The sequence below is a fragment of the Microcoleus sp. B4-C1 genome, assembly GCF_036705285.1.
GTDB lineage: Bacteria > Cyanobacteriota > Cyanobacteriia > Cyanobacteriales > Microcoleaceae > Microcoleus.
Genome location: NZ_JAUBUC010000112.1, coordinates 1 through 19600, shown reverse-complemented (window position 1 = coordinate 19600; position 19600 = coordinate 1). Strand labels below are relative to the sequence as shown.

Below are 19600 nucleotides of genomic sequence, written 5' to 3'. Positions count from 1 at the left end.
CCGCCCGTCCTTTTTGGACGGGCGGGACGCCCATCCCACTTTCAAGAGTGGAAGTTATTTAATTCTCATTCCTTACCGAGATTGGGGAGGGTATCCCCAACCGGTTGGGAAAGACGCTGAATCTGAGTTTCAACTTCAGCCATTTCCAGAGTTGTGAGCTTAACCCCAGTTTGATACAGCATATTCGGTGGTTTATGAAGTACAGTAGAAACCTTAATTGTGTGCTGTTAATCCTCCGGGTGCGTCGCTACGAGATATTGGATATAACTTACAGATTGACGGGTGTATCCGCACCTTACACGGGCCATCAGATTATGTGTACCACATATAAATGGAATATGCTGTAAGTCAAGGTCACGAGTTTGACTATCGGATGTTTACCTCTCCGGGGACTGGAAGAGTTTATTTCTTGGATGTCCCTTAATAGTTAACAGTCCCCTCATTGGGGTGAGTGAGATAACTTTCGATTGTCTAGTGTTGCTTCAGATGGACAGCCTTACCCGGAGCGGACTTGAATTTATGAGAAATCAATCGGACAGCATATAACAGCTAACAATCAACAGACTGCATTTCTATTTTTAAGGCCGTTTCAACTCTTTGATACTCCGCCTCAACCTCTTCTAAAAGCGCGCTGGCCGGATCGGGTAAAGGCTGGTTAGCATTCGTTCCCATGCGGCCCATGATTTCGAGTTCCTCGCACAGCTCATACAAGCGAAAAGCACCGAGAGTACCGCTAATCGACTTTAAAGAGTGAGCCGATCGCCGCAAAGCCAGCGGATCGGCGTTGCACAGAGCCATAGAGATGCCTCGCAGCAGTTCGGGAGCTGTTTCGAGGTAAATCTCGATCGCCTCGTCCAAAGCTTCCACTTCTCGCAATCCCTCTATAATCTTGGGACTCAGGGAATCGTGGCTCTGTGACAAAGCCCGATCGAGATTTGATGCACCCCAATCGACGACTGCCGGCGAATTGGAAATTGTCAGTTGTGGATTTCCCGCAACAGCCACATTCGATCGCACTTCTAATTCACTCGTTCCTTCGATGTGTTCCGCCGGGGCATCCAAACAAACAATCGGCTGCAGACGATCGAATGCGGAGTTCGATCGAGATTTACAAGCGAGCAAAGCTCGCACCAACTGCTCAATTGCGATCGGCTTGCTCAAATAGTCGTCCATCCCCGCAGCCATACACTCTTCGCGATCGCCCTGCATCGCATTTGCCGTCATCGCCACAATCCAAGGCCTTGTCGATTTTCGATTTTCGATTTTCGATTTTCGATTGTTAGATTCATCCTCAGTCAATTTTCGATTTTCGATTTTCGATTTTCGATTGTTAGATTCCTCTGTCGATTTTGGATTTTCAATTTTCGATTTTCGATTATTAGATTGCTCATCAGTTGCGGAAAGTTCTGATTCTCCCGTGAGATTTTCTAAAGTTAAATCTGCTGAAAATTGCTCGCGGATGTGGCGGGTAGTTTCCAGTCCGTCCATTTCCGGCATTTGCACATCCATCAGCACCACATCGTAAGGCTGGCGGCGCAAAGCTTCGAGCACTTCGATACCGTTTCCCGCCACATCCGCGCGATACCCCATCCGCTGTAAAATTTGCAAAGCCACCTTCTGATTCACCAAATGATCGTCAGCCAACAGAATCCGCAGGGGTAAGTTCTCTGCCAACACGGGTATGGTTTGCAAGAAAGACCCGCTAGTGCGCTGCCCTTTAAATTCCGTTGTCTGTTCTCCAAAAATATTAATTAAAACATTGTAAAGCTGAGATTGTTTGATGGGTTTATTCAAAAAAGCAGCAAAATCCATCTCCATAGAAGGGGGGTTAATTTCTTGCCTGCCGATCGAAGTTAGCATCACTAACGGCAACTTTTCGCAATCAGGATACCGGCGAATTTGCGCCGCTAAAGCCAACCCGTCCATTTCCGGCATTTGCATATCCAAAACTGCCAAGTCAAACATCTCTTTAGCAGCCAGCCAATCTAAAGCCAAACGAGCCGAAGCTGAAGCCCTAGCCACCATTCCCCAAGACTGAGCTTGGAGAGTCAAAATTCTGCGGTTGGTAGCATTGTCATCGACAATTAAGACTCGCTTCCCAGCTAATTCAGGTTGAGAATTGCTCAAGTTAAGTGGTAAGGAATTCTTGCAGCCAGAAACGATCGTACTAAAATAAAAAGTAGAGCCAACAGATTTCGTATTTTGGGCGATCGGCTTGTTGCTGAGTACAGATTTGGCATACCCATATTTTTCGGCAATTTCGCAAGATTCTGCCCATCCCAAATCAATAACTGCCGACGATCTAAAATGGGCAGGAGGATTGCCCGCAACACTACCCATACTTTCCACCCACATCCGGCCGCCCATCATTTCGGCCAAACGCTTGCTAATTGCCAAACCCAATCCGGTACCGCCGTACTGCCGGCTCGTTGAAGAATCCACCTGGCTGAAAGATTTAAATAGCCGATCCATGCGATCGCTCGGAATGCCAATACCGGTATCTTTGACCGCAAAATGTATTTCGTATGCTGGGTTAATTGCTACCGGTTCGCCAGCAATTAATGGCGGTTCTTTAGCATTAGCCGCCGGCACTGAAATCTTTTTGGCAGTCACCGAAACCACCACTTCTCCAGCGTCGGTAAACTTAACCGCATTACTGAGCAAGTTGATTAAAATTTGCCTCAAGCGGGTGCTATCGCCGATCGCCGTTGCGGGTACTGTACGATCGATCAAGTAACCCACTTCCAGTTTTTTTTCTGCCGCCTTAGCAGCTACCAAGTCTAGAGATTCCTCAATGCAAGTGCGGAGGTCAAACGGATGTTCCTCCAAGTCCAATTTGCCCGACTCAATTTTCGAGAAATCTAGAATATCGTTGATCAGAGTCAGCAAGGCATCGCCACTGCTGCGGATAGTTTCTACAAAATCGCGCTGTTCGCGAGTTAAGCCCGTATCCAGCAGCAAACCAGTCATGCCGATGACTCCATTCATCGGAGTGCGAATTTCGTGGCTCATGGTTGCTAAAAATTCGCTTTTGGCTCTAGTAGCCGCCAGTGCTTGATCGCGAGCTTTTGCCAAATCTACGTCTGTTTGCTGGCGTTCGAGTTCGCTTCCCACCCACTGAGCCATCAGTTTCACCAACTCTCTGTCTACAGCTCGGAACGGTTCTGTTACAGGAGTCGGAGAAAAGAAGCACAGAGTGCCGTAAACTTCACCTGCCACCGTGACGGGAATGCCCATGTAAGCTTCGATGGGGAAAGCTCGATCGTCCGTGTTGAACGAAAAACCCGAAAATCGCACCGACTCAAAGTAAATCGGTTCTTTTGCCATTGACGTAGCGACGCAGAAAGTTTTTTCCAGATCGTAGATTTGGTCTTTGACGATCGACCCGTCGGGACACTCAACAGCCATTATTTGATAGTTGTCGCCTTGAATGCAGGACAAAATTCCCACCGACAGGCCTAAATGCCGACATCCCATTGCCAGCAGTTCTTGGAGGCGCAAATCAAAGGTAGAGAGGTGGTTGAGCGGGTCTGTACGGGGAGCAGAAGTCACTTGGTACAAAGCTTTGATTGCAGCTTCGCTTTCTCGCAGTTCTTGTTCTGTTTGCTTCCGCACGCTGATGTCGCGGGAAATGCCGATAATTTCTTGGACTTCGCCGGTTTTGGGATCACTGATCGTGCGGCCGGTGGTTTCAAACCAAATGTATTTGCCGTCTTTGCGGCGGATGCGGTAGCTGACGGTGTAAGTAACTGGGAGGGCCAGGACTTTCCAGTGAGCTTTGGCAATGGTTTCTAAATCGTCGGGGTGAAAATAATCCTTGGGGACGCGGCCGATGAGTTCCGAAGGTTCGTATCCCAGCAAAGCCCGGCTGGCGGGCGAGACGTAAACAAACACGCCTTTGGGGTCGTGTCTGGTGATCATGTCGGTTGAGTTTTCGGCCATCAACCGATAGCGGTCTTCGCTTTCATTACGTTCGACTTGAGAATTGCCCAATGCTTCTAGCATTCGGTTGATGCCGTCGGCCAAGCTTGCGAGCTCATCTGCTCCGGTCATATGAACTCTTAAGCTTGGGTCGCCGTTGGCTGCGATGTTGCTGACGCTGGTGCTCAAGGAAGCCAATCTCGCCAAAACTAATTTTTCTAGCAACAGCAGGGTGATGGCGCTAAATATTAAACCTACTGCCAGTATTGATAAGGTAAACAGCTCCAAGGTAGCCTGACCTTGACTGTAAATGATGCGATCGGTCTCTACTCGCAGCAGCAGCGCTAGGTTGCCGTGGATGTCGCGAATCAGGGCGTATCCTGCGACTAAGGTGTCGCTGAGTGGCTCGACTAAAATTTCTGCTGATTTGAGGTTGGAAATTTTGAGTTTGACATTTTCCAACTCCTGCCTCGATCGAGCCATCGCCTTGGCGCTGTGCCCGGAGTAGTTCGCGGCTCCCACTTTAAAATCTAAACTCGGCAATCTAAAATCCACTGACAGGTGAGTCAGTTCTGAAAGCAAACCGATTTCGCTGCTGTCTAGGTAGCGTCCCAAGATCAGCGTCCCCCGCGACGGGCCTTGGGAGTTGCTGTTCAAGATGGGCTTGGCGGCAATCAGCAGTCTGGCTTCTGGCAGGGTGAGGACGCCTGTTTTGGCGACGGGGCGATCGCCCTCGACTGTCGATGAGTCTATTAGTGCCTCGGTCAAGTGCTGTTTTAAGCTTTCGCGAATCGGGATTTCGGTTTGGGATTTAAGGTCGAAACCTTTGCTGAAGATCGTCTTACCGTTGGAGTCAAGCAGCACCAAGAAGTTTAGTCTCAAGTAAATAAATGTCGAATCGACGAAATTTGACTTGACAAAATTTTCGTTCCGTGTTTCGACGAAAGAGTAAGTATCGTCCCACTCGGCGTAATCTTGGGCGCTGGTGTCTAAATTCGACAAGTCATCATCTAATGCGTCCAAAGCCCGTGCGACATCCTGGCGGACGTACTGTGCCTCCAGGTTGTGAAAATCATGCAGCAAAATAGTTGATGCAGTGGCATAGAGAACCACAATCAGGCTGATCAGCGCTGCACCGATGATTAATAGTGTTTTTTTTCGGAGTTGCATGGCGTCGCCCTCCTCACGGTGCTAATAGGCAACTAGCCAGGAGAGGTTTGAGACGTAGGTTGTTTAACATTGGCGATCGCAGGGCCTGCGTGTTTGGACTTTTCTGGGCTGACGAAAGCAAAGCCCTTGGTATTCCCAAGGTATCCGGTATGTTGCCCCCCACAGCCAGTGTAGTATTTTCAGAGCTTTAGTTCCATATTATTCACAACCTATGACCTACAAGTCAAAACCTGACGATCGGCATCTTCAACATAAACGGGCGATCGAACTCAAAACAATTCGCGTTTGATACTGACGCAGCCAGGGAGGTGGGCGGTTGGGAGAACAGGCGTGCTGGGTGGAGAACCCTCTCTATTATTGTACCTAAAAAATATTGAGGAGAGAGGGAACTGGCCCGCGAAGTTTGCTTTGCCAAAAGGTTTTCACTCCAATAAATGTTTTGATTTTTGTCATTCTTCAGTAATCCTTGCAACAGTTGTAGAATCTGCCTCAAAGCAAATCCAGCCTGCAAGCCTGAACCCCGTTCAAAAATTGTGATAGCAGAGGCAATGAAGATCCGGCTACTTTTTATTTATTACATCTGCAAATAAAATATACGACAATCAATAAAATCGGCTTTTCACTTTTCTATTTTAAATTCATCAAAACTGCTAATTAAAATGTATAGATTCACCGTTGGCACCAGCCTCAAAAAACGGGTATGAACTGGTTTACCATAACATTATTCAACCGTACTAACAAATTAATACAAACCCGTTCCCAATCCCCGATCAAATCATTTACTAACATTAGTGCCTGATGTCAGTAGAAACTCACATCAGGCACTATATGCAATCCGATCGCAACTTGAGTCTTTTTTATCGGATGACGGCTAAAGCACCGGCGCCGGCTGCTGCTGCGGCCGAAGTAAGAGCGGTGAAAAATAGCCACCAAGAGGCAACTTCTGCTGCTTTCCGGGTTTCTTCGGCTTGTTTTTCGGCTTGCACTTTGATGCTTTCGAGGCGAAGCTGCGCCTCTTGCTGCAAGCGTTCTGCTCTTTGCAAGACGGTGTTGCGGCTTCTTTCAATTTGGTCGATCAAGCGGTTGGCATCTGCTTCGGAAATGTCATCGCGAGAGCTCATTAATGCTACTAAAGTATCGCGGTTGAAATGACCCAGCCGATCGCGCAAAGCATCAAATCCGGCTTGCGGATCGTCAAATAACTTCCGCACGTCCCGCGTAATGCCTTCGTAATTTAGTTCAGGGCGATCGAGCGAATTGAGGTAATCCCGAATTTTTCCGAGAACCCCGTCAATTACCGACTGAATACCCTCCTGTATTTTCTGAATTTGCAGTGCGAACTCATCGCGCACCGACAAAATGCCATCGACAATGCGATTGGCTTCTGCTTCAGAAATATCCGGCCGCTGAGACAGCAGAGAAACAATTGTAGCTCGATCGATGTGTGACAAGCGCTCGCCCAAACTGTATGCACCGACTTTCGGGTCATGCAGCAGCAGTTGCAAGTCGCGCTTGATGGATTCGGGATTTAATTCATCCTTGCCCGTATTACGCAAATAATCTTCTAAAACACTCTGAAAATCGTGCACTTGGCTTTGCACCCGTTTTGCCAAACGGCGGGGCGCTTTCACAATCGAGCCAAGGGTTTCCTGCACTTGGTCGATAATTTGATTGACTTGTTCCTCGCTCAAATCTTGTCTCTGAGAAAGCAGTTTTACCAAAGTATCGCGATCGACTTGAGACAGGCGGCCACGCAGCGCCAAAGCTCCTTCTTTTGGATTTTCCAGCAGTTTTGTCAAATCCCGCTGAATCCCTTCAGGATTGAGTTCTGATTTGCCAGTATTGCGAAGGTAATCTGCAAGGGCGGTGGTGGTTTGGTCGTACTGATCCTTAGCTTTTTCTGCCAACTTTTGCGGCGTATGTACCGCGCTGTGCCAATTTTCTTCGGCGCTGTCGAGAAGCTGATTTACTTGGTCTTCGCTGAGGTCTTTCCGCTGAGATAGCAATTTTACCAAAGTTTGGCGATCGAACTTAGAAGCTCTAGCTCTGAGCGCCCACATTCCCGCTTCCGGGTTGTCCAGCAGCGTTTTCAAATCGCGCTTGATGCCTTCGGGATTGAGTTCTTCTTTGCCCGTAGACTTCAAGTATTCTTGTACTCTTTGCCACTGGTTGTCTAGTCGGGCTTGCGCTGCTTCTTGCAAACCTTTAGCATCTGCTAAAACTACATCTCGCGTCCTTTCCAACTCTTGAACAATCTGTTCTACTTCCTGGAATCCGAAATTTTCGCGACCTCGGAGAATTTGCACAAAACTGTCGCGGGTGTAAGGAGAAAGTCGATCGCGCAACTGTTCGTAACTAGCGTCGGAATCCTCTAAGATTTTTTTGAAATCGCTCCCGATACCTGCTGCTGTCAGTTCCTCTTTCGGCGTCAGCTTCAAATAAGTTTCCAACCGCCACTGCAAATCGCGAGCTTTTTCTTGCTCCTCTGCAAAGATCACGGTTTGTAAAACGCGCTGTCTAATTGCTTCTAATTCCTGGGAAATTTCTTTAATTTTGTCTTGGGTAAAAACACCTCGACTAGCCAAGATTTCGGCAAAATTAGACTGTTTTAGTTTTTCTAATTCGCGCCGCACAGTTCCGGGGTCTGCTGTAGGATCGTAGAGAACGTCCCGAAATTCGCGCTCGATGGCTTGGGGGTTCATCTGCCACGAATAAGTGTTGAGTAGGTAGTTTTCTACGTCGGCACGAATTGGGCTGTAAGTTACGGGTTCGCCTTTGACTTGAGCGGTAATTTTATCAGTTTGCTGGGTAACTTTGTCTTTAGCTTCTTTGAGCTGACCAACTACTTTTTCCACATCGAAGTCGGACATATCCGTGCGACCCAATACTATTCCCATTAAAGCATTGACTGCCATTGTCGTTGCTTGGTTCATCATGGTCGGGCTTTGTCCCGAATTTTGACCACCGCCAAGATTGCTGAGGGCTTTTTCTACCCTACTTGCCAATGTATCTGAGACCAAATCTCCCGATTTTGCAGATTTGAGATAGTCTACTAATTGGGCGATGCCGTCTGATTGCTGCCCTTGTTTTCCTACTTGTTTCCAAGCATCTTGAAGTTGGTCTACAATGCGGTTTACGTCGCGTTTTGATAAGTCCGATCGCGAACTTACTAAATCTACGAGAGTTTGCCGATCGAGATTCGGCAAATTTTCGGCTGCAATAGTTTTTAGTTGCGGATCATTAAGCAATTTTTCAAACTCGCTACGCATCCCTTTGATGTCTAATTCAGGCGGTTTGAGGCTTTGGATATAGTCTTCGACATTTTCGCGCAAGCTTGTGGGGTCGATCGCGCTACCGAGTTCATGGCCCACTGCTGCTGCTGCTGCTTTGGCTGTGGCGACTACTTGGTTGCTGGCTGCTTTAGCGCCGATAGCCGAGGCTGCAGTGCCGACAATCGCTTGAAAACCTGATGTGGCGGTGTTGACGACGGAACCGATCAAGGAACCGACGGTGGTGGAACTCACCCAAACAAGCATTGAGAAATAGGTAGCCCACACGACTAAACCGACGATCGCACCTAAACCGGGACTGCTAATCAAGCTCAGCTTAACTGCTAGCAAGCAAGCAAAGAATAGGGCGATGGTGACGGTAATCAGCGTCCAAGTACCTACCTTTCGGCCGATGTGGCGGACTGGGGGGCTGCTGCTATCCGAGTGGTGGTCGTCGTCGTGGGATTGTCCAATGTACGAAAGGCCGGCTGCTACTGATAAATTTGTTAGCAAGAGTTGGAAAGCGCAGGCGAGTACGACTCCAGCTATCAAGGCGATAAAAAATTGCGGCCCGGAATAGAGGAGTGCTGCGTCTTCTACTCTGTTTGTTGTAGTAGTCTGCTCTACTGGCACTTGGGCCAGCCAGAACCCGATCTTATACAGTTGTGGATTTATTGGCAAATTTTGATACATAGTATATTCCTCGTTAAGGAGTGGGTGCGCGCGCTCATTGGCGCAAGTTAACCAATGTATAGTTTTAGACTCATGCCCCCAATGGCAAGCATCGCCTTATTGTCGAGCTAAAGCATCCCCCTACAGTTGGAAGTGTAGAAATATGTCTGCGGCAGGCTGTCACTTTAGGGCTATTTGTGGTATGTAAATTGGCAGTTGTGAAGTTGTTAGTTCTCAGTTATGAGTAAGGTGCGCTGTGGCGCCTCCGAGATAGATAGTAGTAATGGTAAGTCTGATTAAAACTATCGCACAGGAAAATCTTTGGTCGATCGATATTAAGAGTCGGCACAGAAGCCCAGACAAATTGTTCACAATTCATCAACCAATGCCATAGCAAATTAGCTTTCAAGGAATTCGATCGTGCAGCGAGAAAGTCATGCAATTATTATTGGCGGCAGTTTAGCAGGACTGTTGGCCTCTAGAGTATTAGCAAAACACTTCGATCGAGTAAGTATTGTTGAACGAGATTTTTTTCCTGAACAACCCGCACCTCGCCCCGGGATTCCTCAATCCCGTCACCTTCACATACTTTTAAATCGGGGGAAAATCATCCTAGAAGAGTTTTTTCCCGGCTTGGAAAACGAACTGGTAGCTGCTGGTGCTCCTAGGTTAAATCCGAGGTTGAGCGGGTGGTTTAGTCCGGCAGGTTGGGCCCCGCAATCCAGCCCGGATCTAAATGATTTAATTATGTTCAGTCGGGATTTACTGGATTGGCAAATTCGCCGCCGGTTGGCTGAAAATACGAATGTGCATTTCCTCGAAGGAGGCACAGTAACGGGGTTGCTAGCGAATGCCTCGCGCGCGGAGGTTGGTGGCGTGTCGGTGCGTTTTCGCGATCGCCACAACCCAGCTAACATTCATGAAGAGAATTTGTATGCAGATTTAGTAGTCGATGCTGGGGGCAAAGTTTCCAAAACACCTCAATGGTTGAAAAGTTTGGGCTATGAACCTCCGCAAGAAACCGTTATCAATGCTTTTGTCGGCTATGCCAGCCGCATCTATGAAGGCAGCGGTAAATTGTCAGACACTGCGCCAGTATTTGTGTCAACCGCACCGCCATTTCGCACCCGTGGCGGTGCAATTTTCCCGATCGAAGGCAATCGCTGGCTGGCGCTTCTCATCGGGGGCGATCGCGATTATCCTCCCGCAGACGAAGCAGGTTTTCTAGAATTTGCCCGCACTTTGCCAACCCCGACAATTTATGATGCAATTAAAGACGCAGAAGCAATAACACATGTTTATAGTTATCGAGGTACAGAAAACCGTTTGCGCCACTACGAGCGCCTCCGTCGTTATCCTGAAAACTTAATAATTATCGGTCATGCAGTTTGCGCTTTTAACCCGATATACGGACACGGAATGACGGTTGCTGCACTGGATGCTCAGATGCTAGATGAATGCCTCCAAAAGCAGCGGCCTCGCTATCTGCAAGGCAATTTAAAAGGTTTCTCTCGACAATTTCAACAAAAGTTAGCAAAATTACATACAATTCCTTGGACATTTGCCATCAGTCAGGATTCCCGCTATCCGGGAAGTGAAGGTGCCAAACTAAACCTCGCTACGCGGCTGACAATTGATTACATGGATCTGGTGTTAAAAGTGCTGGTCCTAGATGCTAAAGTTTGTCAAGCATTTTTGGAAGTTCTACACATGATTGAGTCGCCGGCTGTACTTTTTCATCCCAGTATTGCGCTTAAGGCGATCGGGCAATTAGTCACCGTTCGGCAGAAGGCAGAATTAAGATCGAGAGTTTATACAGAATCAGGTTAGGATCGCGAATTAAATAACTTACAATTTTAATTGTTATTGTGGGATGGGCGTCCCGCCCGTCCCACTTTCAAGAGTGGAAGTTATTTAATTCTCATTCCTTAGTTTTGCCAGTTCTCTTTTTTCACCGCCGATGAAAGGAGATAAACGCAGATGAAATCTATTCACCTGCATTTATTTAAGCTGATATTATGTCTGCTTGAACCTAAATTATAAAAGCGTGACTTGTGCGACTGCGATTTTCGGGTATTTCACGTAATTAAGATGGATAAAATCAGACTTTGCACCCCAAATTTCTGTTTTTGAAATAAATCATTAGATTGATGGCAAAAAATGTTGGTAGTCACGACTTACCCACAGGAGTCAAGAAACCATTTTTTTTACCCATAGCCCTCGCGCTTCACGCTATATTGTTGTAAAAAAAATCGGTTTCTGCCGCCTAGACTAATATAGAGTTGTGCAATTCTCAATTCCCAGCCAAACAATCTAATTCCCCTTGCATTTGGGCGGTAACTCGCTCGAAACAAGCATCAACATAATCGCGATCGCGCGCCGCCTCCGAACCATACCTCTCAAATACAATCGGTTCGCACACGCGAGTCCGAATTTGCACAGGTAAAGGTAGGTTTGGCAAAGGCCCAATACTCAATCCCCAAGGCAATCCCAAATACACCGGCAATACCACCGGATCGATGCCAAATAGCCACGGCATTCCCAATTCATGCAATTGCTTTGCTTGTTCGTACAAATCTGCCAAAACTATCAAAGTATCGTGAGCACCATGCGATATAATTGGTAAAATTGGCACTTCTTCTCGCAATGCTAATTTGATAAATCCCTTGCGTCCCGCAAAGTAGATTCGATCGCGCAAGTGGTGGGGACGAAAAACATCTTGGGCGCCGCCCGGATAGACGAGAACTGGGGCATTTTTTCGCAAAGCTGCGATCGCCATTTTCGGATGTGCCTTGAGGGCACCACACTGAACCGCCATGCTAGCAATATCAGGAGAAACTTCCCAAATCCTGGGGTGCATCAATCCGTAGGCCAAGCGTTCGGTTCCGTACCTGCGGAACCATTCGTATAGGAACATAAACATATCGGGAGCGGCGATTCCCCCGTTGTGAGAACCGACAACGAGCATTTTTCCGCTCGCGGGGACGTTGTGCCAACCGTCGCTTTGTACGCGAAAATAGTAGCGGTACAGCCATTCCCAGATTGGCAACAGAAGCTTAATGAAGTCGGGATTGCGATCGTCTAATGATAGACCGTCAAAGGGATAGTTAGAGGATTTGCCGTCTTTTTTGTTAGTAGTTATCGTCACTGCAAAAATATTTAACGCTTTGGTCATTATATAGCAGAAGGAAGAAAGCTTTAAATCTGGAAGACAGAAGGCTTTAGTTATTTGGGAAATAAGGAAGAAGGAAGGATATTAGTTTGGATTTTCCTCTCCTGGTGCGTGCGATCATCCCGATAGCCCTCCCAACAAAAGATTTTTCCTATCATTAATAGGCTCCCATTCCGCAGGAATCTACCGAATTAGTTTCAGCAATTGAAAACCTCATAAATATCGAGCGCGGTTGCTATAGCAATATAATTAAATCAGAATTGGTGCAAATATTTGGTTTCTGATTTGAGCGGGCTGCTTTTGTTCGGAGGTTTTGTGCTGGTTGTCTCCACAGGAACAAAACCGTTTGCAAACAGCTACAGCAACTGTCGCTGATGGCGGGGCGGCTTTAGCCACAAAAACACAACTGTGCCTCAAGCCGATAAGTTTCCGTTTTGGAAGATTTTATCAAGTTGACGCCCGCCATCGGGTCAATGCTAGCGATTGGCGCTGTTTACTTTTCCCCTCTGCCATTCCCAGACTCGGACACTTCCACCTTCTCCCCCTCCCCCACTGTGGCATAATGAGCAATTTATAGGCGTAGCAGCTTTATGTGTCTTCGCTCAACTCACCAAACATTAAATTATATAAATTAAACTTGACTTGCGGTAAAAAAAAGTTACATAAAGCTTTTTTGTGGAAGACAAATCGATTTTTTTGCTATATTGACCTGCAATTAAGATAATGATTGTGGTTAAGTGAGGATTTGAACGGATGAAAAACTTGAATTGCTGGAATAAACCCGCTGCATTGCTGGGCGCGATCGCGATCGCAACCGGAAGTTTGCAAGCGAATGCGATCGTTGTTGCCGCCCCATCAACATCGACTGTCAGTCAAGATGCTGAAAATATTTCCTTTGAAGATAGCGCCACCTTTCAAATAGCCCAGGCTGGCAACCTTTGTCGCAAAGTCACTCCCAAAGAAGGTTTGACCGTTCGCCAGAGCCCAGACCCAAAATCCCCTAGAGTTGGCGGCGTAGGACTTAACACTCAGGTAACGCTGTCCCAAGGCGCTACTTCTGTTAAAGCCTCCGACGGTCGCCTCTGGATTCAAATTACCGCTCCCGTCACAGGGTATGTAGCTAGCGGATATCCCAACGACGAAAGTAATTTAGGTTCGTGCACAATTAGTCAAACTCCTGCACCGGCACCAGCACCCGCACCAGCACCAGCGCCAGCACCCGCACCTGCACCAGCGCCCGCACCAGCACCCGCACCCGCACCAGCGCCAGCACCCGCACCAGCACCAGCGCCCGCACCTACACCGGCACCTACACCGGCACCGGCACCGGCACCAGCACCGGCACCAGCACCCGCACCTACACCGGCACCCGCACCCGCACCAGCACCAGCACCCGCACCTACACCGGCACCCGCACCCGCACCAGCACCAGCACCCGCACCCGCACCAGCACCCGCACCCGCACCAGCACCCGCACCCGCACCCGCACCAGCACCCGCACCAGCACCCGCACCCGCAACGGGCCCAGTAAGTCTGTGCCGCCAAGTAGAACCTCGCGTAGCGCCGAGGGGTCTAGCTATCCGCACTGAACCTTCAAGGACTGCTGCGGTTAAAGGTGGTGTACCGGCTAACGGTCAAGTAACGCTTGTGCCGAATTTCCAGTTAGTGAGAGATAAGAATGGAGAAGACCGCAATTGGGTTGAGATTTCAGCCCCTGCGGCGGGATTCATCTCTGCTGGAAATTTGATCATGTGCAAGTAAACTTGTGAGTTCGATCGCTCTTTTTGACTAAAAGAGCGATCGACACCGAAAATAGTTTTAAGATTGTCGCGCAGCAAGCGAACAACGCGGAACCCAGATTGCTTCGATGACTTACCCAGGAATAACTGATTTCTGTCGCGAGTCAGAGTTTTGCTGCGATATCTTTGGGGTTGGAGACGGTAATTTTGCGCTCGGCAACGAACTGTTTAGCGTTAATTGCTTCGTAGTTCGATCGGGCGGCGGGCTGCCCCATTGCTGCGATGGGAATTTGGATGCAGGTAAAGACAGCTAGGAAAAAGAGCGCTCGCTTGACAATTGATGGGTTCATCAGGCTTGAGATTGTGCGAGAAACTTTTGTCTCCGAGATGCAAAAGCCGCCAAATCTGCCTCGGTGAATTGAGTGTGCTGCCATGAGGGGCGGGCAAGCAGTCGATCGCACCAAGCTTGAATTTTAGGATAGCCGTCTAGGGACACACCAACCCAAGATAGCAAGGGCACGACGGTGCCGGCAACGCACTCGGCAAACGTCAGACTGTTGCTAGCGAAAAAAGGGCGATCGTCCAACAAACCTTCAAAGAATTTCAACACAGTATCGACTTTTTCCTTAGCCTTTGCGATTTCCTGCGCTTGGGGAGTTCCCCATCCCATTTTTTCACTGCTGAGGGGGTAAAGTCCCGGTAGAAGTTCGTTAACCGTGACCAATTCTACCATCTTCACAACTGCCAAATCTTTCGGTTCTTTTGGCAGCATTGCCGGTTCGGGATACTTCGTTTCTAGATAGTCAAGAATTGCTAGAGACTCGACGACAGTGAAGTCATCATCGACCAAAACAGGGATGCGGTGAAAAGGATTCATTGCCACAAATTCAGACTGCAAGTGATCGCCGTCCAAGTGGATTTCTATTAACTCAAAATCGAGGTTTTTTTCTAAAAGGGCGATCCACACGCGGCGGGAGTTGGCGGAAATGGGAGTATGGTAAAGTTTCATAAATGTTGTGCCTGGTTATTCAAAGGTAATAAAAGCCACATTTTGATTATGCACCTTGACTGTCATTTGATTTATTTTCTCCAATTTTGTCCTCTCCAGTTTCACCGTCTCCACTGTCGTCTAAATTTTTACTTTCATCTGAAACTTCATAATTATCCATAATTTCGATCAATAAATGCTTTAGATTCTTATCGGGTGGTCGTTTCTCGAATTCTGCGTGCGTGTAAATCCACAGCAACACAACTTCTTTTTTTCTAATATCTAACAAATATATAAGTCGCCCTTGTTCAGCGGCTCCGCGAAGCTGAGGCATTTTAAACTCCAGCTTCCAGAATTCTAATCCATCACGGCTAGAGCCTTGAGGCCAAGGTTCTAAATGTCCCAACGGTGGACGGGGACGGGGGTCAACGCTCAAAATTCTGAGGAATTTTTGGAGTAATTCGACAAATTTTACTAATCCTGCCTGATTTTTACGATATCTATCGCGGATCAGTTTTTGCTGACTTCTCTCAAAGTTATTCGAGAGCTTGATTTGAAATTGCTCTGATCCGTTCACACGCCTCCTCCGCCGTCATTGCCTCGCTAGTTTCCCACCCTGCCAAAGTTTCCTCCAGAGCTTCGGATAGTGCTTTTTGATAAGCCATATCTTCCCGTTCTACTCCACTCAAAATCGCATTAATAAGTCTATTAAAGGCGTTAATATAAGCTACAAAACTATCGAGTTCACCTTTAAGTACCATCCAAGGTAAAGCGATAGCCAAAGAAAAAAGCCCCACAAATTTAAGCAACCTGTCTTTAATTCCTTGAGGGGGTTCAATGAAAGCATAGGCAAAAACTTTAAGTAATTCTTGCGTTTCAGCAGGAATTTTTTCCCAACGGTCTTCAATTTTTACAGCTAAATTGTTTGCTTTTTGAGCCAGTTCCCAAAACTTTGAAGCGCTGGACGTGCGTGGCTGAAATATCTGCCGAATTTCGCTGGGGCTAATTGTGATAGTGGCTGACATTGGCCTGACCTCTGCTCACTTTACGATTAATCAGTCATTCTCAGTATATCATCAAAACAAACTTCTGGAAATCCTGTAATTGGCTGATTATTTACTTATTGTGACTTCCTGACGCACAGATGCGGTAATCGCCTCTACTAGGAATAGTCGCTCGCTAAGTGACAAATTAAGCGTTAATTTCATTATTTCTTGAAATGATAATTCTTTTGCATATTCGGAAGAATTATCATTTCGAGCGGGCGAAAAAACCTCATCAGAACTTAAATGCTTGACTGAAGTATTACGATCTAAACTTGCCTTCATGTCTGCGAGTAGAAGTTCTAAAAATTTAATATCGTTCCCTAGATCGGCAGCCTCATCTTCATCTTCTTCTATCTCTTCAATTACTTGCAAACGTTCTTGATAGGCATTGATTTGGTGTTCAATCGCTTCTATAATAAACCTGAAATCTTTAAATGATAAGTTCATATTAGTTACCTTCCTAAAAATAAATAGTCACTCGTCCAAAGTTAATTAAAAATCCCCAAAATACTATTTTTTAAGATTTCAGGTTATTTGATAGATAGAAGAAACAAGTAATCAAACATACTATGAATTATATTAGTAGGTTGGGTTTCTCTACTTAAACCCAACCTCAGACTAACTTATTCTAGTTTATGGAACAAGGTGCCTATGAGGTGAAGTGCCTCTTTGTATTTTTCTAGAGTCATCGGTCTACTGGGCTGGAATAACCAATGACCTGGACGATCATTCACTAATTCCAGTTCTGGTGGAATGTCAGTGCCGAGGTCTAATTTATACCAATTTTTTCCTGAGCCTGGCCTCTCAAAGGTTGATATTCCTTCTGACCGAGACATTCCTCCTGACAACCTTCCTTCTTCTAAAGTAGGCATAACCCATAATTCATCTTGCTGTTCATAAACGGTAATATCTTTATTGGGTCTGACATTATCCATTCTAGGTGAACTAGCATTCCCCTGTCGATACAGCGCAACGGGTGTTTTAGGCATCTTTAATCTCCTGAAGTTGTAAAAAATTAACTGGTAACGCAGGATTAGGTTTTTCGTTATAACCTCGCGTTTGAGTACAGAGGCACGGGGGCCTTATGGATTGAGCGTTTAGTTAATTTCGCTTCAGAGTTAAAGTTATGCCTATGCTAAAAACCGTTACCAAAATAACAGGGCGGGCCCTAAAGCCCGCCCCATCAAACTATCGACTATCGACTTAGTAATCGAAGTCGCCGCCGCCCATGCCGCCGCCAGCGCCTGCAGCAGCGCCATCCTTCGGTTCAGGCTTGTCAACGACGATACACTCGGTTGTCAGCACCATACCAGCAATAGATGCGGCATTTTGTAGAGCAGAACGAGTCACCTTCGCGGGGTCAACGATACCAGCTTCAAACATATCGACAAACTCATTTGTCGCTGCGTTGAAACCAACGTTGAACGGCTTTTCTTTGACGCGCTCAGCAATCACAGCGCCGTTCAAACCAGCATTTTCAGCAATCCGCTTCAGAGGAGCAGCCAGAGCCCGTGCCACAATCAAAGCACCGGTCAATTCTTCGCCCTTCAGGCTGCTGTTAGCCCACTCTTCCAATTGAGGAGTCAGGTGAGCCAAAGTTGTACCGCCGCCAGGAACAATTCCTTCTTCGACAGCAGCTTTGGTTGCGTTGATCGCATCTTCAAGACGCAGTTTGCGATCCTTCATTTCTGTTTCGGTAGCCGCGCCAACTTTGATGACTGCGACGCCGCCAGCCAATTTGGCCAAACGTTCTTGCAGCTTCTCTTTGTCGTAGGAAGACTCGGTTTCGTCCATTTGACGGCGAATTTGTTCGCAGCGGGACTTAACTGCAGCTTCGTTACCTTCGGCAACAATTGTGGTGCTGTCTTTGGTGATGGTGATGCGGCGAGCTTTGCCGATCATGTCAAGCTTGGTATTTTCCAGTTTCAAACCGGCGTCTTCGGTGATTAGTTGACCGCCGGTCAATACGGCGATATCTTCTAACATGGCTTTGCGTCGATCGCCAAAACCGGGTGCTTTAACAGCAGTCACGTTCAACACACCGCGCAGTTTGTTGACAACGAGGGTAGCTAAAGCTTCTTTCTCAATGTCTTCTGCAATGATCAACAGCGGGCGGCCGGAACGAGCTACTTGTTCGAGCACGGGTACTAAATCTTGTACCAGAGCAATTTTCTTGTCTGTCAGCAAGATGAACGGTTCTTCGAGAATCGCTTCCATCCGTTCGGTGTCGGTGACGAAGTAGGGAGAAATGTAGCCTTTGTCAAAGCGCATCCCTTCGGTGATTTCCAATTCGGTGGTCATAGACTTCCCTTCTTCCAGGGAAATCACGCCTTCTTTGCCCACCTTGTCCATTGCGTTGGCAATCATTTGACCGACTTCATCGTCGTTACCAGCAGAGATGGAGCCGACTTGAGCGATGGCTTTGGAATCTTCTACTTGTTTGGCGTGTTCGGCAATTTTTTCTACCAAAAACGTGGTTGCTTTGTCAACACCGCGCTTGAGGGCGATCGCATTTGCGCCGGCTGCTACGTTACGCAGACCTTCTTTGACCATGGCGTGAGCCAAAACGGTAGCAGTTGTTGTACCGTCGCCTGCTGCGTCGTTGGTTTTGGAAGCGGCTTGACGGATCAGGGCAACGCCTGTATTTTCTACGTGGTCTTCTAGTTCGATTTCTTTGGCGATGGTAACACCGTCATTGACGATCTGAGGAGCTCCGAATTTCTTTTCGAGAACCACGTTACGGCCTTTGGGGCCGAGGGTTACGGCCACTGCTTCGGCCAAAATGTCCATACCGCGTTCGAGGGCGCGACGTGCATTTTCGTTGTAGATGATACGCTTAGCCATAGTTTTTGGGGATGAGAGGGTTTGAGATTTTGGATTGGGGATGATGGATTTTAGTCATTTGTCCCGTGTCATTAGTTGTTTGGCGGCGTTCGCTTTAAACTAATGACTGATGACTAAGGACTAAGGACTGATGACTAATGATTAATTAGTTAACGATCGCCAGAATGTCTTTTTCTGCAAGCAAGACGTATTCGTCTGTGCCGAGTTTGATATCGGTGCCGGCGTACTTCGAGTAGAGAACTTTGTCGCCGACTTTGACTTCCATTTCAATGCGGGTGCCATCGTCATTGCGCTTGCCGGGGCCCACGGCCGCGACTTCGCCTACTTGGGGCTTTTCCTTAGCTGTGTCGGGCAGAAGGATGCCGCCGGCGGTTTTTTCTTCGCTAGCGCTTACTTTTACGAACACGCGCTCGCCTAACGGTTTAACGGTAGAAACACTCAGTGATACTGCTGCCATAAATAAATCTCCAGATTACAGATTGTCGTCAGTCGTCAGGGGTCACGATGAAAGCAACAGCGGACTACTTACAACTGACATATTAGCACTCTCGACTCCTGAGTGCTAATTTAGCTCTAGAAAGGGGCGATCGCAACTTAGTTGTCAGTACGGGTTCCCGAACCGAGCATGAGTTGAAGGGAAGGAGAGGGGGGAGTGCAGGGCTGTTTCATTCTTTTGTAGGGGCAGCCCCCCGTGGCTGCCCCCATGTCTGTGCAGTCGTCTGTGGCGGGGTAGGCACGGGGGCACTACCCCTACAAAATTCATGTTTTTGGTGAGAATG

At 47.5% G+C, this 19600-nt stretch carries 14 protein-coding genes; 3 read left to right on the top strand and 11 right to left on the bottom strand.

Annotated features, from left to right (window positions below; genetic code table 11):
• Positions 1-549: 549 nt before the first annotated feature.
• The gene (locus QUB26_RS28130) at positions 550-5091 is read right to left on the bottom strand and encodes a response regulator (RefSeq protein ID WP_333243105.1); all 4542 of its coding nucleotides are present in this window, start codon (positions 5089-5091) and stop codon (positions 550-552) included.
• A gap of 857 nt (positions 5092-5948) precedes the next feature.
• Entirely contained in the window at positions 5949-9053 is a 3105-nt protein-coding gene (locus QUB26_RS28125; RefSeq protein ID WP_333320621.1) for an MFS transporter, read from the bottom strand.
• A 399-nt stretch (positions 9054-9452) separates the two neighbouring features.
• Between QUB26_RS28125 and QUB26_RS28120 the strand changes: the two genes are divergently transcribed.
• Positions 9453-10862, top strand: coding sequence for a 2-polyprenyl-6-methoxyphenol hydroxylase-like oxidoreductase (locus QUB26_RS28120; RefSeq protein ID WP_333320619.1), 1410 nt, complete (start codon positions 9453-9455; stop codon positions 10860-10862).
• Between the two features lie 463 nt (positions 10863-11325).
• Here QUB26_RS28120 and QUB26_RS28115 read toward each other — a convergent pair whose 3' ends face one another.
• Positions 11326-12207: a glycerol acyltransferase gene (locus QUB26_RS28115; RefSeq protein ID WP_333243098.1), complete on the bottom strand. Its 882-nt coding sequence runs from the start codon at positions 12205-12207 to the stop codon at positions 11326-11328.
• 319 nt (positions 12208-12526) lie between these two features.
• Between QUB26_RS28115 and QUB26_RS28110 the strand changes: the two genes are divergently transcribed.
• Entirely contained in the window at positions 12527-12781 is a 255-nt protein-coding gene (locus QUB26_RS28110) for a hypothetical protein (RefSeq protein ID WP_333243094.1), read from the top strand.
• Between the two features lie 176 nt (positions 12782-12957).
• On the top strand, positions 12958-13965 hold the full coding sequence (locus QUB26_RS28105; RefSeq protein WP_333320617.1) for an SH3 domain-containing protein: 1008 nt from the start codon (positions 12958-12960) through the stop codon (positions 13963-13965).
• A gap of 142 nt (positions 13966-14107) precedes the next feature.
• On the opposite strand, the gene QUB26_RS28100 is transcribed toward QUB26_RS28105, so the two are convergent.
• From QUB26_RS28100 to groES, 8 genes are all read right to left on the bottom strand, one after another.
• Positions 14108-14293, bottom strand: a complete 186-nt coding sequence (locus QUB26_RS28100; RefSeq protein WP_333243089.1) for a hypothetical protein — start codon at positions 14291-14293, stop codon at positions 14108-14110.
• Positions 14293-14952 (bottom strand): glutathione S-transferase family protein, encoded by a 660-nt coding sequence (locus QUB26_RS28095; protein WP_333243086.1) that lies wholly within the window; start codon positions 14950-14952, stop codon positions 14293-14295. The genes QUB26_RS28100 and QUB26_RS28095 overlap by 1 nt, the downstream gene beginning before the upstream one ends.
• A gap of 46 nt (positions 14953-14998) precedes the next feature.
• Positions 14999-15508 carry a hypothetical protein gene (locus QUB26_RS28090; RefSeq protein WP_333243083.1) on the bottom strand — a complete coding sequence of 170 codons (510 nt, stop codon included), beginning with the start codon at positions 15506-15508 and terminating at the stop codon, positions 14999-15001.
• Complete coding sequence (locus tag QUB26_RS28085; protein WP_333243080.1) at positions 15468-15956, bottom strand: hypothetical protein; 489 nt, start codon at positions 15954-15956, stop codon at positions 15468-15470. The genes QUB26_RS28090 and QUB26_RS28085 overlap by 41 nt, the downstream gene beginning before the upstream one ends.
• 87 nt (positions 15957-16043) lie before the next feature.
• Positions 16044-16424 (bottom strand): hypothetical protein, encoded by a 381-nt coding sequence (locus QUB26_RS28080; protein WP_333243077.1) that lies wholly within the window; start codon positions 16422-16424, stop codon positions 16044-16046.
• Between the two features lie 176 nt (positions 16425-16600).
• Positions 16601-16966 (bottom strand): Tse2 family ADP-ribosyltransferase toxin, encoded by a 366-nt coding sequence (locus QUB26_RS28075; RefSeq protein ID WP_333243074.1) that lies wholly within the window; start codon positions 16964-16966, stop codon positions 16601-16603.
• A gap of 214 nt (positions 16967-17180) precedes the next feature.
• On the bottom strand, positions 17181-18821 hold the full coding sequence (gene groL / locus QUB26_RS28070; RefSeq protein WP_333046934.1) for a chaperonin GroEL: 1641 nt from the start codon (positions 18819-18821) through the stop codon (positions 17181-17183).
• A 145-nt stretch (positions 18822-18966) separates the two neighbouring features.
• Positions 18967-19278: a co-chaperone GroES gene (groES, locus tag QUB26_RS28065; RefSeq protein WP_332945088.1), complete on the bottom strand. Its 312-nt coding sequence runs from the start codon at positions 19276-19278 to the stop codon at positions 18967-18969.
• Positions 19279-19600 lie beyond the last annotated feature (322 nt).

Coding starts and splice junctions, on each gene's coding strand:
- QUB26_RS28115 (WP_333243098.1), bottom strand. CDS start 12,207: ATGACCAAAGCGTTAAATATTTTTGCAGTGACGATAACTACTAACAAA.
- QUB26_RS28075 (WP_333243074.1), bottom strand. CDS start 16,966: ATGCCTAAAACACCCGTTGCGCTGTATCGACAGGGGAATGCTAGTTCA.
- QUB26_RS28085 (WP_333243080.1), bottom strand. CDS start 15,956: ATGTCAGCCACTATCACAATTAGCCCCAGCGAAATTCGGCAGATATTT.
- QUB26_RS28125 (WP_333320621.1), bottom strand. CDS start 9,053: ATGTATCAAAATTTGCCAATAAATCCACAACTGTATAAGATCGGGTTC.
- groL (WP_333046934.1), bottom strand. CDS start 18,821: ATGGCTAAGCGTATCATCTACAACGAAAATGCACGTCGCGCCCTCGAA.
- QUB26_RS28100 (WP_333243089.1), bottom strand. CDS start 14,293: ATGAACCCATCAATTGTCAAGCGAGCGCTCTTTTTCCTAGCTGTCTTT.
- groES (WP_332945088.1), bottom strand. CDS start 19,278: ATGGCAGCAGTATCACTGAGTGTTTCTACCGTTAAACCGTTAGGCGAG.
- QUB26_RS28095 (WP_333243086.1), bottom strand. CDS start 14,952: ATGAAACTTTACCATACTCCCATTTCCGCCAACTCCCGCCGCGTGTGG.
- QUB26_RS28130 (WP_333243105.1), bottom strand. CDS start 5,091: ATGCAACTCCGAAAAAAAACACTATTAATCATCGGTGCAGCGCTGATC.
- QUB26_RS28080 (WP_333243077.1), bottom strand. CDS start 16,424: ATGAACTTATCATTTAAAGATTTCAGGTTTATTATAGAAGCGATTGAA.
- QUB26_RS28105 (WP_333320617.1), top strand. CDS start 12,958: ATGAAAAACTTGAATTGCTGGAATAAACCCGCTGCATTGCTGGGCGCG.